9 protein-coding genes and 1 pseudogene are annotated in these 13476 nt (G+C 69.7%); 8 read left to right on the top strand and 2 right to left on the bottom strand.

Annotated elements, in window-relative coordinates:
- Positions 1-40: 40 nt before the first annotated feature.
- The gene (locus AU197_RS02740) at positions 41-1480 is read right to left on the bottom strand and encodes a CCA tRNA nucleotidyltransferase (RefSeq protein ID WP_064400932.1); all 1440 of its coding nucleotides are present in this window, start codon (positions 1478-1480) and stop codon (positions 41-43) included.
- 187 nt (positions 1481-1667) lie between these two features.
- Between AU197_RS02740 and AU197_RS02745 the strand changes: the two genes are divergently transcribed.
- The 8 genes and pseudogenes from AU197_RS02745 to AU197_RS02780 all read left to right on the top strand — a co-directional run bounded on the left by AU197_RS02745 (position 1668) and on the right by AU197_RS02780 (position 12633).
- A complete protein-coding gene (locus tag AU197_RS02745; RefSeq protein WP_082696478.1) occupies positions 1668-2573 on the top strand; it encodes an NUDIX hydrolase in 906 nt (301 codons plus the stop codon).
- Positions 2570-4913, top strand: a pseudogene (locus tag AU197_RS02750) (hypothetical protein); the annotation flags it as partial. The gene AU197_RS02745 and the pseudogene AU197_RS02750, both read left to right, overlap by 4 nt.
- On the top strand, positions 4831-8553 hold the full coding sequence (gene murJ / locus AU197_RS02755; protein WP_082696483.1) for a murein biosynthesis integral membrane protein MurJ: 3723 nt from the start codon (positions 4831-4833) through the stop codon (positions 8551-8553). The pseudogene AU197_RS02750 and the gene murJ, both read left to right, overlap by 83 nt.
- A 67-nt stretch (positions 8554-8620) precedes the next feature.
- A complete protein-coding gene (gene sigM, locus AU197_RS02760; protein ID WP_064400935.1) occupies positions 8621-9193 on the top strand; it encodes an RNA polymerase sigma factor SigM in 573 nt (190 codons plus the stop codon).
- 57 nt (positions 9194-9250) lie between these two features.
- Positions 9251-9868 carry an RsmA family anti-sigma factor gene (locus tag AU197_RS02765; RefSeq protein WP_064400937.1) on the top strand — a complete coding sequence of 206 codons (618 nt, stop codon included), beginning with the start codon at positions 9251-9253 and terminating at the stop codon, positions 9866-9868.
- Between the two features lie 93 nt (positions 9869-9961).
- The gene (gene trxB, locus AU197_RS02770) at positions 9962-10933 is read left to right on the top strand and encodes a thioredoxin-disulfide reductase (RefSeq protein WP_064401176.1); all 972 of its coding nucleotides are present in this window, start codon (positions 9962-9964) and stop codon (positions 10931-10933) included.
- A 13-nt stretch (positions 10934-10946) separates the two neighbouring features.
- Positions 10947-11282, top strand: a complete 336-nt coding sequence (gene trxA / locus AU197_RS02775) for a thioredoxin (RefSeq protein ID WP_064400939.1) — start codon at positions 10947-10949, stop codon at positions 11280-11282.
- Between the two features lie 154 nt (positions 11283-11436).
- On the top strand, positions 11437-12633 hold the full coding sequence (locus tag AU197_RS02780) for an N-acetylmuramoyl-L-alanine amidase (protein ID WP_064400941.1): 1197 nt from the start codon (positions 11437-11439) through the stop codon (positions 12631-12633).
- On the opposite strand, the gene AU197_RS02785 is transcribed toward AU197_RS02780, so the two are convergent.
- Entirely contained in the window at positions 12528-13427 is a 900-nt protein-coding gene (locus tag AU197_RS02785) for a hypothetical protein (protein WP_064400942.1), read from the bottom strand. The genes AU197_RS02780 and AU197_RS02785 overlap by 106 nt on opposite strands.
- Between the last annotated feature and the right edge of the window lie 49 nt (positions 13428-13476).

Here is a 13476-nt window from a genome sequence, read left to right on the forward strand (position 1 = left end):
ACGCGGTCGCGGGCGGAGGTTGGGGGGGGGGGTCGGGGGGTTACTGTCCGCCCCGCGCGTTCCACCACGCCAGCAGTTCTTCGACCGCCTCCTCGCGCGACAGCGGGCCGCGGTCGAGGCGCAACTCCTTGAGGTACTGCCATGCCTGGCCTACCTGGGGGCCGGCGGGGATGCCAAGGATCTCCATGATCTCGTTGCCGTTGAGGTCGGGGCGCACCCGCGCGAGATCCTCTTTCTCGGCGAGTTCGGCGATCCGGTGCTCGAGGTCGTCGTAGTTGGCCTGGAGCCGGGCCGCGCGGCGCTTGTTGCGGGTCGTGCAGTCGGCGCGGACCAACTTGTGCAGCCGCGACAGGAGTGGACCGGCGTCGGTCACGTAACGGCGCACCGCCGAATCCGTCCACTTGCCGCCGCCGTAGCCGTGGAACCGCAGGTGCAGGTAGACCAGCTGCGAGACGTCGTCGACCATCTGCTTGGAGTACTTCAGCGCGCGCAGCCGTTTGCGCGCCATCTTCGCGCCGACCACCTCGTGATGGTGAAAGCTCACCCCGCCGTCGGGTTCGTGCTTGCGGGTGGCGGGCTTGCCGATGTCGTGCAGCAGTGCCGCCCAGCGCAGCACCAGATCGGGACCGGAGTCCTCGAGTGCGATCGCCTGGCGCAGGACGGTCAGCGAATGCCAGTAGACGTCCTTGTGCTGGTGGTGTTCGTCGATCGCCATGCGCATCGCGCCGACCTCGGGCAGCACCACATCGCCCAGTCCGGTCTGCACCATCAGGTCGACGCCCGCGACCGGGTCGGCGCCGAGCAGCAGCTTGTCGAGTTCGGCGGCCACCCTCTCGGCGGTGATGCGGCCCAGCTGCGGCGCCATGGCCACCAGCGCCGACACCACCCGCGGCGCCACGCTGAACTCCAGCTGCGAGACGAAGCGCGCCGCGCGCAGCATGCGCAGCGGGTCATCGCCGAACGACACCTCGGGAGCCGCGGGGGTGTCGAGCACCTTCGCGCGCAGCGCCGCGAGCCCGTTGAGCGGGTCGTGGAACTCCGCGGGGCCGTCGGCGGTGATGCGCACCGCCATGGCGTTGGCGGTGAAGTCGCGTCGCACCAGGTCGTCGTCGAGGTTGTCGCCGAAGCGCACCTCGGGGTTGCGGGACACCTGGTCGTAGGTGTCGGCGCGGTAGGTGGTGATCTCGAGGCGCTCGTCACCCTTGCCGACGCCGAGGGTGCCGAACTCGATGCCGGTGTCCCACAACGCGTCGGCCCACGGCCGCAGCAACTTCTGCATCTGCTCGGGACGGGCGTCGGTGGTGAAGTCGAGGTCAGTCAGTGCGCGACCCAGCAGCGCGTCGCGGACGCTGCCCCCGACGAGATACAACTCGTGGCCGGCGTCAGCGAACAGCCGGCCGAGTTCGCGCAGCACCTCGCCGTGGCGGTTCAGTTCCACTTGCGCGGTGGCAAGCAGTTCGGCGTCGGTGGAGGGCGGCACGTTCGGACAGCCTAGTCAGGCGACGATCAAGCGGCCCCCGGGCCGCGTTGAGGAGGCTGACGATTCAACGGAGTCAGGCGGCGATCAAGCGGCCCCCCGGCCGCGGAGTCACACAAATGTGCAACGGCTCTGTCACGACCGGTGAGTGCGGCGGGGGCGAATATGTGTGGCAGCTACTATCGCTTGGGTGTCGGACGGCGAACAGGCCAAACCACGACGGCGCCGGGGGCGACGTCGTGGCCGACGCGCGGCAGGTCCGCCCGAGTCCGCACCCGACCCGTCCGCGCAGCCCCGCCGACCCGTTCCCCAGCCCCCTTCCGGCCACACCAACGCCGCGCCCAAGAACGGCGCCGCCGTCGACGGAACCCAGGACGGGCAGTCCAAGAAGTCGCGGCCCCGGCGGCCACCCGACCGGTTGCGCACTGTCCACGAGACCTCCGCGGGCGGGCTGGTCATCGACGGTATCGACGGTCCCAAGGAAAGCCAGGTCGCCGCGCTGATCGGGCGCATCGACCGGCGGGGCCGCATGCTGTGGTCACTGCCCAAGGGCCATATCGAAATGGGTGAGACCGCCGAACAGACCGCGGTCCGCGAGGTCGCCGAGGAGACCGGCGTGCAGGGCAGCGTGCTCGCCGCGCTGGGCAGCATCGACTACTGGTTCGTCACCGAGGGCCGCCGGGTCCACAAGACCGTGCATCACTATCTGATGCGCTTCCTCGGCGGTGAACTGTCCGACGAAGACGTCGAAGTCACCGAGGTGGCGTGGGTGCCGCTCAAGGAACTGCCCAAGCGACTGGCCTACGCCGACGAACGCCGCCTCGCCGAGGTCGCCGGGGAGCTGATCGACAAGCTGCACGCCCACGGCCCGTCCGCGCTGCCGCCGCTGCCCCGGTCGTCGCCACGACGCCGCCCCCAGACGCACTCGCACACCCGCAAGCGTCGTCCCGACGAACGCGCGCAACCGTCCCCGGGGACCGAGCGCTGGGGGCACTCCCCGGGCAAGCCGGGGGCCCACCCGCCCGAAGGGCAGGGGGACGAGTGGGGCAAGACGCAGCCCGGCCGCCGGACGAACGGTTGCGGACAGGGCTCGTGACCGCCGCGGCGCTGCCTCGCGCGCTGGCCGCGCTGATCGTGCTGGCGCTGAGTGTCCTACCGCTCGTCCTCCCGCGCGCCGCCGCCCAACCCGCTTCGACGCCGTTCCTTCAGATCCGCGTCGACCGCGTCACTCCCGACGTGGTCACCACCACCAGCGAGCCGGTGGTCACGGTGGCCGGGGCCGTCCTCAACGTCGGCGACCGGCCGGTGCGCGATGTGGTCGTGCGGTTGGAGGATGCCGCGGCGGTGCGGACGTCGACCGGGCTGCGCACCAACCTCACCGGCGACGTCGACCAGTTCGAGCCCGTCGGGGAGTTCGTCCCGCTCTCTCCGGAACTCGCTCGGGGACAAGAGGTTCGGTTCACCCTGTCATATCCCCTGAGGTCGGCCGACCGGCCGTCGCTCGGCATCGACGAACCGGGTGTGTACCCGGTGATGGTCAACGTCAACGGCACTCCCGACTACGGGGCGCCCGCACGCCTCGACGACGCCCGCTTCCTGCTGCCGGTGCTCGGCGTCCCACCCGATCCGGGCATCGACTCGGGTGACGCGGTCACGGCGGTCACAGCGCCCGACACGTCCAAGCCCGTCGGGCTGACGCTGCTGTGGCCGATCGCCGACCGGCCGCGGCTGGCCGCGGGCGCACCGGGCGGCGCCACCCCGGTGCGGCTCATCGACGATGAGCTGGCGACCTCCCTGGCGCCGGGCGGTCGCCTGGACACGCTCCTGTCGGCCGCCGAGTTCGCCACCAGCCCCCAGGTCGATCCCGACGGACGGGTGCGCGCCGCGACATGTCTGGCGGTCGACCCCGATCTGCTCGTGACCGTCAACGCGATGACGGGCGGCTACGTCGTCAACAACGGCCCCGACGCGGGACAAGGCACTCCCACCCGCCCCGGGACCGGGCAGGACGCGGCCGTGGCGTGGCTGAACCGGCTCAAGTCCCTGGCGCAGGGCATCTGCGTCGCCTCCACCATCTACGCGCAGGCCGACCTCGATGCGCTGCGGTGTGTCCGCGACCCCGGGCTCAGCCGGATAGCGACCACCACGGCGGGCGACATCGTCGACCAGATTCTGGGGGTGACCTCGGTGCGCGGCGCCAGCCTGGTCGGCGACGGACCGCTGACCGGTCCCGCGGTGCGCCTGCTGTCGGACCAGGGCGGCCAGACCGTGGCCGTCGCGGCCGCCGAATCGGGTTCGGACGACGGCACCGACGTCGCGGACTCCGGCGTCGCCGACACCACGCCGGTGCGCTACACACCGCAGGTCGTCGCGGCGCCCTTCGATCCGGCCGTCGGAGCGGCGCTCGCCGGCGCGGGCACCGATCCCGTGGCACCCGGATACCTGCACCCGTCTCTGGACATCCCGTTGCAGCACGATTCGGAGGTGGCCCGGCGCCAGGACGCCCTGGGGGCCATGCTCTGGCGCGCCCTCAATCCGGACATCGGCCCGCGCACCCAGATACTGATGCCGCCGATGGCCTGGAGCCTCGGCCCCGACGACGCCCGGGCACTGTTTCGGGCGGTCACCACCGCGATCAACGCCGGACTCGCCGCGCCGCGACCGCTGACCGCGGTGATCGGCGAAGGCAGCGCCGTCTCACCCGAAGACATGGCTCCGCTGCCCAGCGACGAGTTGGGCGACCCCGATGCCCGGTTCGACGACGCCGTCGTGTCGGGCATCGCGGCGGTCACCGGGCGGCTGTGGGGGCTGACCGCGGCGCTGTCCACCGACGAACGCACCGGGCTGACCGGATACGGCTACACCGCCCCGCTGCGCGAGGACATGCTGCGCGCGCTGAGCCAGTCGGTGCCGCCCGACACCCGCAACGGCCTTGCGCAACAACGACTCACGACGGTCGGGCACACCGTCGACGACATCTTCGGGGCGGTCACGATCGTCAACCCGGGCGGGGCCTACACGCTGGCCACCGAACGCAGCCCATTGCCGCTCGCGTTGCGCAACGACCTGCCGGTACCGATACGGGTCCGCCTCGACGTCGACGCGCCCCCGGGGATGACGGTCACCGACATGGGCGAGATCGTGCTGCCCCCGGGCTACCTACCGTTGCGGGTCCCCATCGAGGTGCACTTCACCCAGCGGGTCGCCGTCGACGTCGCGCTGCGCACGGTCGACGGCCTGCCGCTCGGGGAACCGGTGCGATTGTCGGTGCACTCCAACGCCTACGGCAAGGTGCTGTTTTTCATCACGCTCTCGGCAGGCGCGGTCCTGGTGCTGCTTGCCGGCCGTCGACTCTGGCACCGGTTCCGCGGCCAGCCCGATCCCGCCGACCTGGACCGGCCCGACCCGCTCGAGGTGGCGCTGCACTACGACGACGACATCGACGCCACCCTGAGCCGAGCCGGCCGCAGGGGTTCGGGCACCCGCGGCGGTGCCGGGGGGTGCTCACCCGGCACCGCCGCGCCGGCCGCGAGGAACTGTCCGACGCCGCGGTGGTGTCGCGGTCGTGGGGCATGGCCGTCGCGACGCTGGTCAGCCGCCTCACCGGGTTCGCCCGGATCGTCCTGCTCGCGACCATCCTCGGCGCCGCGCTCACCAGTGCCTTCTCGGTGGCCTACCAGTTGCCGAACCTGATCGCGGCGCTCGTGCTCGAGGCGACGTTCACCGCGATCTTCGTGCCGGTGTTGGCGCGCGCCGAGCGCGACGACGCCGACAACGGCACGGCGTTCATCCGCCGCCTGGTCACGCTGACGACGACGCTGCTGCTGATCATCACTGCGCTGTCGGTGGCGTCGGCGCCGATGCTCGTCGACCTCATGTTGGGCAGCGATCCCGAAGTGAACCGCGACCTGACCACCGCGTTCGCATATCTGTTACTTCCGCAGGTGCTGTTCTACGGATTGTCGTCGGTGTTCATGGCAATCCTGAACACCCGCAACGTATTCGGGCCACCCGCCTGGGCGCCGGTGTGCAACAACCTCGTCGCCATCGTGACTCTCGGCGTGTATCTCATTGTGCCCGGCGAACTCTCGCTCGACCCGGTTCAGATGGGCAACGCGAAACTGCTCGTGCTGGGCATCGGCATGACGCTCGGCACGGTGACCCAGGTCATGGTGTTGTTGGTCGCGATCCGCCGCGAACGCATCAGCCTGCGCCCGCTGTGGGGCATCGACGAGCGCATGAAGCAGTTCGGCGCGATGGCCTCGGCGATGGTGCTGTACGTGTTGATCAGCCAGGTCGGCTTGATCGTCGGCAACCGAATCGCCAGTGGCGCAGCGGCATCCGGGCCCGCAATCTACAACTACACGTGGCTGGTGTTGCAGTTGCCGTTCGGCATGATCGGTGTGACGGTGCTGACCGTCGTGATGCCGCGGTTGAGTCGCAATGCGGCCTCCAACGACCAACGCGCGGTGCTCGCCGACCTCTCGCTGGCCACCCGGCTGACGATGGTGACGCTGATCCCCATCGTCGCGCTGACGACGGTCGGCGGCCCCGCGATCGGCAGCGCGCTGTTCGCCTACGGAAATTTCGGCGAGGTCGACGCCAACTACCTGGGCATGGCGATCACGCTCTCGGCCTTCACGCTGATCCCCTACGCCCTTGTCCTGCTTCAACTCCGGGTCTTCTACGCGCGCCAACAACCGTGGACGCCGATCCTGCTGATCGTCGTGATCACCACCGTCAAGATCATCGCCTCGCTGATCGCGCCCCATCTGACCGACGACCCCGACCTGGTGGCCGGCTATCTCGGGACGGCCAACGGCCTGGGCTTCGTGGCGGGTGCGGTGGTCGGCTACTTCCTCCTGCGGGCCAATCTCGACCCGCCGGGCGGCCGGCTCATCGACCTGCAGGTGGTGCGCACGGTGCTGGTCACGATCGCGGCATCACTGCTCGCCGCGATGGCGGGCCAGGTCGCCGACACACTGTTGCGTCTGGAGTCGCTGACCCGGAACTGGGGCGGCGCCGGCTCCCTCCTGCGATTGGTCGTGCTCGGCCTGGTCATGGTGCCGATCATCGTCGGCGTCCTCCTCGGCGCGCGTGTCCCTGACGCCCACGCGGCCCTCGCTGCGGTTCGGCGCAGGCTCGGCGCTGGTGCCCGGCCCGGCGCCGGGCGCGATGGGGTAGCTGCGACCCCCGACCGGCCACGGACGCGCGCCCCTCTCCCGTACCCTGAACGCAGGAATTCGTCCGCGTCAGGGCGCCGGCACAGCCCGCCGGCCGTCCGGCGCGGACCACCTGGCCCCGTTGCCGGGGATCGGATGCGGAAAGGACCAGCGGTGAGCGACGAACCCGCAGGCGGCTCCGCGCCCACACCCGAAACCGCAACCAGAAAGCTCCCGACCGGGCAGTCCGACGTCGTCGCCGACGACCTGCGGCCCGACGTGCCCGACCCCGGTCAGACCACCGAGTTCGCCGCCGAGAACGGCGCGACCCGGTCACCGGTGTCGGGTCGGCCGCCCTCGGATTACGGCGGCGACCCCACCCGCGAGCCCCTTGCGTTCGATCCGCCGCGCGAACCGGCGATCGAGGCGGCCACCTCCGACGAGGACGTCCACCTCATCCCCGGAGCGATGGTCGGCGGCGGTCGCTATCGCCTCTTGGTGTTCCACGGCGGCCCGCCCAATTTGCAGTTCTGGCAGGCACTCGACACCGCCCTGGACCGCCAGGTCGCGCTCACCTTCGTCGATCCGGACAACACCCTGTCCGACGAGACCCTGCGTGAGATCCTGACCCGCACCCGCAAGCTGAGCAGCATCGACATGCCCGGTATCGCGCGGGTGCTCGATGTGGTCAACACCGGATCGGGCGGGCTGGTGGTCTCGGAGTGGATCCGGGGCGGCTCGTTGACCGAGGTGGCCGACACGTCGCCGTCCCCGATCGGCGGCGCCAGGGCGATGCAGTCGCTGGCGGCGGCCGCCGAGGCCGCGCACCGGGCCGGAGTAGCCCTCTCGCTCGACCACCCGGGTCGGGTCCGGGTCAGCATCGAGGGTGACGTCGCGCTGGCCTTCCCGGCGACGCTGCCCGACGCGACACCCGAGGACGACATCCGCGGAATCGGGGCGGCGCTGTACGCGCTGCTGATCAACCGGTGGCCGCTGCCCGAGCACGGGGTTCGCAGCGGCCTGGCCCCCGCCGACCTCGACTCCGCCGGACAACCGATCGAACCCCGCGCCGTCGACCGCCAGATCCCCTTCCAGATCTCGGCCGCCGCGGCGCGCGCCGTACAGGAAGGCGGCGGCATCCGCAGCGCGCCGACCCTGCTGAACCTGCTCCAACAGGCCACAGCCATCGCCGACCGCACCGAGCTGATCTCCCCGGTCGACGAAGCCGACCGCGCGGCGTCCCCGGGCGTCACCGATACCGACCCGGAGACCCAGGCGCGTCGCCGCAAGGCCCTGATGATCGGACTCGGCGTCGGCGGCGCCATCGTCGTGATCGCGCTCGTGGTGCTGGCGACGGTGCTGAGCCGGATCTTCGGAGACGTCGGCGACGGCCTCGGCGGCGACCGGCTCGGGCTCAACGATCCGACCACCAGCGAGTCGGCCGAAGGCAGTACCGACAGCGGCAATGTCGTCAAACCGACTGCGGTGACGGTCTTTTCACCCGAGGGCGAGGCCGATGCGCCGTCGGATGCGCCCAAGGCGATCGACGGCGACAAGTCCACGGTGTGGCCGATCGACACCTACACCGACCCGGTGCCGTTCCCGAACTTCAAGAACGGCGTCGGGCTGATGCTGCAACTGCCGCAGTCCACGACGGTCGGCGAGGTCGACATCGATCTCAACAGCACCGGCACGGCCGTCGAGATCCGCTCTGCGCAGACACCGACGCCGTCGTCGCTGGCCGACACCACCGTGTTGACGCCGGCCACCGAGCTCAAGCCGGGCTCCAACACCATCAAGGTCGAGAACGCCTCGCCGACCTCCAATCTGCTGGTCTGGGTGTCGACCCTCGGCCAGGTCAACGGCGCGAGCCGCTCCGACATCGCCGAGGTCACGGTCAAGTCCGCCTCCTGACCCGGTTCATCCCCAGCCCGGTAAAGATGTGTCGGGAGGCACCCGCGTAGCCGTTTAGTGTTCGGCTGTGGGGACCTTCGGGGGGCAGGCCGGGGAACGCAGCGACGCCGAGTTGCTCGCCGCGCACGTGGCCGGTGACCGCTACGCGTTCGAGGAGTTGTTTTACCGCCACCACCGGCAGCTGTACCGGATCGCGCGCATCACCAGCCGCAACCCCGACGATGCCGCCGACGCGCTGCAGGACGCGATGCTCAAGGCACACCGCCGCGCACCGGCCTTTCGCTACGACGCGGCGGTGAGCAGCTGGCTGTACCGCATCGTGGTGAACTCATGTTTGGATCGGTTGCGGCGCAACAAAACCCGGGCCGTCGAGACCCTGTCCGACGACCAGGGGCACATCGGTGACCCCGCATCACGCGTGGACACCGCGATCGTCGTCGAACGGGCACTGATGCGGTTGCCCGTCGAACAGCGCGCCGCGGTGGTGGCCGTCGACATGCAGGGATACTCGGTGGCCGAGACCGCCCGGATGCTGGGCGTGCCCGAAGGCACCGTCAAGAGCCGATGCTCGCGCGCCAGGACCAAGCTGGCCGAGGCGCTCGAGTACTTCGGCGCGGAAACCTCCGCAGGCGCCGACTGAGGGGAACCGCGGGCCGATCCGGCGCGTCTTATGTGTCGTGGTGGAGACTGGCTAGCGATGCAGACCGGAACGGACGACGATTCGGATCCGGCGGTCGAGCGGGTGCGGCGCGGCTTGGCCGAACTGGCGCACGACGAGGGCTCCGCGCCGGACGTCCCCGCGGGCGTCACCGCGCGCATCGGTGCAGCCTTACGGGCCGCCGGTGAACCTCATCACGCCGTCGATCGGCCCCGACTCCGCCGGATACAGGTTTTCGGGCTGCTCATCGGCCTCGCCGCCGTCACCGCCGGGGTGGTCATCGGCGTCTCGATGCTGGGCCGCGACCCCGAACCGCGGTTCTCCCGGCCCGGCCCGTCGGCCGAGCGCATCACCGTGTCGCGGCGGCCGCCCGCCTTCCCGCTGACCGATGCGCAGGTCACCGGCCTGCTCTCGACGCCACCCGAGTACGGGCCGCTGGCGGACCCGCGCCGCCGCGGTGCCTGCCTCGAGGGCTTGGGCCACGCGGCGACCACGCCCATCCTCGGGGCGCGGACCGTCGAGGTCGCCGGTCGTCGCGCCGTCGTGCTGCTCCTGCCGGCACCGGCGGCCACCGACGTCCTGGCCGTGCTCGTCGACGGCTCATGCCATGCGGCTCACGGTGGGCTGCTGGCCGAAACCCTGGTCGAACGACCGTAGTCTGTCTTCCGAGGTTGTTCGGAAACTCCGGGAACACCACCGCCTACGCTGGTGTTTATACCGGTGCCGCGGATCAGCGGCAGAAAGGCGCTCATGACCACCACATCCACGGTTCACGATCTGATCATCATCGGATCCGGTCCGGCCGGCTACACAGCAGCGATCTACGCAGCGCGTGCGCAGCTCAAGCCCCTGGTGTTCGAAGGCGTCCAGTTCGGCGGTGCGTTGATGACCACCACCGAGGTGGAGAACTACCCCGGCTTCCGCAACGGCATCACCGGTCCCGAGCTGATGGACGAGATGCGCGAACAGGCGTTGCGTTTCGGCGCCGACCTGCGCATGGAGGATGTCGACGCCGTCTCGCTGGACGGCCCGATCAAGACCGTCACGGTCGGTGACGACACCTATCGGGCCCGGGCGGTCATCCTCGCGATGGGCGCCGCCGCGCGGCACCTGGGCGTGCCGGGCGAGGAAGCCCTGATGGGCATGGGCGTGAGCACCTGCGCGACCTGTGACGGGTTCTTCTTCCGCGACGAGGACATCGTCGTCGTCGGCGGTGGCGACTCGGCGATGGAAGAGGCGATCTTCCTGACGAAGTTCGCCCGCAGCGTCACCCTGGTGCACCGCCGCGACGAGTTCCGCGCCTCGCGAATCATGCTGGACCGCGCGCGTGCGAACGAGAAGATCACGTTCCTGACCAATACCGACGTCCTCGAGGTCGAGGGCAGCCCGAAGGTCAGCGGAGTTCGCTTGCGCAACAAGGTGACCGGCGAGGAGTCGAAGCTCGCCGTCACCGGTGTGTTCGTCGCGATCGGCCACGACCCGCGCTCTGATCTGGTTCGCGGCCAGGTCGACCTCGACGAGGACGGTTACGTCCTGACGCAGCGTAATTCGACCAGCACCTCGATCGAAGGTGTCTTCGCCGCAGGCGATCTCGTCGACCGAACGTACCGCCAGGCGATCACCGCGGCGGGCACCGGCTGCTCGGCGTCCATCGACGCCGAACGCTGGCTTGCCGAAATCGGTTCTGGCCCAAGCGATGAAACCATCGAAACACCTGTCTGATAGGAGCATCCCGATGACCGAGAGCACCGGATCCACGGTAGCGGTGACCGACGACACGTTCGCCTCCGACGTGTTGTCCAGCAGCACACCGGTGCTGGTGGACTTCTGGGCGACCTGGTGCGGTCCGTGCAAGATGATCGCCCCGGTGCTCGAAGAGATCGCCACCGAAAAGGCGGGCGAGTTGACGGTCGCCAAGCTCGACGTCGATGCCAACCCCGCCACGGCCCGTGATTTCCAGGTGGTCTCGATCCCGACGCTCATCGTGTTCAAAGACGGCTCCCCGGTGAAGCGGATCGTCGGCGCAAAAGGCAAGGCTGCGCTGCTGCGCGAACTCAGTGACGTGGTCTAACCGCGTTACGGCGGCCCGTGGGAGCCGTAATCCGCGGCACGGACACCGGCCTGGGGTTTTCTTGAATCGGCGAAGTGTCTGCGACAATCGTGCCTAGCCCGTCAACTTGGTCGGCGCCCTCGCGCAGCTGACAACCGTGACTGAAAGGCCGCATATGTCCAGTCTGCGTCGCGGTGACCGCGGGTCCGCGGTCACCGAGATCAGGGCTGCGTTGACGGCGCTGGGCATGCTCGACAACTCCGACGAGGAGATCACCACCGGCAGGCATATCGCGCTGGACCTGTTCGACGCCGAACTCGACCACGCCGTGCGCGCCTTCCAACAGCATCGCGGTCTGCTGGTCGACGGGATCGTCGGCGAAGCGACTTATCGTGCGCTCAAAGAGGCGTCGTACCGGCTCGGTGCGCGCACGCTGAGCCACCAGTTCGGCGCCCCGATGTTCGGCGACGACGTCGCGACGCTGCAGGCCCGACTCCAGGACCTCGGTTTCTACACCGGCCTCGTCGACGGGCATTTCGGGCTGAGCACGCACAACGCGTTGATGTCCTACCAGCGCGAGTACGGGCTGTATCCGGACGGGATCTGCGGCCCGGAGACGTTGCGCTCCTTGTACTTTCTGGGCTCACGCGTCACCGGCGGCTCCCCACATGCGATTCGCGAGGAGGAGCTGGTCCGCCGCTCCGGTCCTCGGCTCTCGGGTAAGCGCATCATCATCGACCCGGGCCGTGGCGGTGACGACCACGGTCAGATCATGCAGGGGCCGAGCGGGCCGATCAGCGAGTCAGACATCCTGTGGGACTTGGCGAGTCGGCTCGAGGGCCGGATGACCGCGATCGGTATGGAGACGTTCCTCTCGCGGCCTGCCAACCGTGCACCCTCGGACGCCGAACGCGCCGCGACCGCGAACGCCGTCGGCGCCGATCTGATGATCAGCCTGCGCTGCGCCACTCAGCCCAGTCCTGGTCCCAACGGTGTCGCATCGTTCCACTTCGGCAACTCCCACGGCTCGGTGTCGACCATCGGTCGCAACCTCGCCGACTTCATTCAACGAGAAGTGGTGGCCCGCACCGGGTTACGTGATTGCCGCACCCATGGACGGACGTGGGACCTGCTGCGTCTCACCCGGATGCCGACGGTGCAGGTCGACGTCGGCTACATCACCAATCCGCAAGACCGGGCGATGCTGGTGTCCTCTCAGGCCCGCGACGCCATCGCCGAGGGCATGCTCGCCGCCGTCAAGCGGCTTTACCTGCTCGGTAAGAACGACCGTCCCACAGGCACTTTCACGTTCGCCGAACTGCTCGCCCACGAGCTGTCGGTCGAACAGGCCGGGCGCGTCAGCCCGTCCTGACCGCCGATCGCGGTCAGGCCCACCGAGCCCGCACCCGCCCCGACGGGCTGGCGTATCTGCGCGAACTCGAACAACCGCTCCAGCGCCGCTTCGACGTCGGCCTTCCAGCCCAGCCCCTGCTCCAACTCGAGGCGCAGGCGCGGGAAGTACCGGTGCTGGGCGACAACAACAAAGCCCGCATCCAGGAGTAGGTCCGCGTCGAGCACGCACTGGTCGACCGAGCAGTCGCCGAGGACTTCCATCACCGGCCGCAGCGCCGGCGTCACCGCACCCGGTTCGGTGAGCTCGCTGACTTCGGCGGTGTGCGCGAACGCCTCGAGCGCACGGGCCCCGCGCCGAACCAGGTCTCCCACGACCGCCGCGATCAGCGCGCGCGACAATGCTTCCGTGTCCTCGCCGGATTCGATGCCCAGCGATGTGAGCAATACGGCGTCGGCGCTGACGGGCGCGGTCGGGAATCGGTGCGCGCGCGGGACTGCGCCGGGCGGAGCGTAGAACGCATATCCCAAGCACGCCTCGTCCCCGCGCAGTGGGGCCGGCCCGTCGTCGGTGTCGCCATCGGCACATTGCACCGCGACCTGCCCGCACGATCCCCATTCGAGCATGACCATCGAAAGCCACGCCTCTTTCTCGAATTCGGGATCCGACAGGTGGTCATCGACACCGGGAACCGCGGCTCCGGTGGCATCCCGCCCCAGAGTCAGCGGATCGACCTCCCAATACACGCAACGGCGGGCGTGCTTGGGCAACTGCTCGAACGCTTCGAGCCGCAGAGGCGTGATGCGTGCCGACACTAGACTCCCCGGGTACTACACGGTGCAGCGGTACACCGCTGCCCCTCCA

Origin of the sequence: Mycobacterium sp. IS-1590, assembly GCF_001500025.1 — a bacterium.
In the GTDB taxonomy this organism is placed as follows: domain Bacteria; phylum Actinomycetota; class Actinomycetes; order Mycobacteriales; family Mycobacteriaceae; genus Mycobacterium.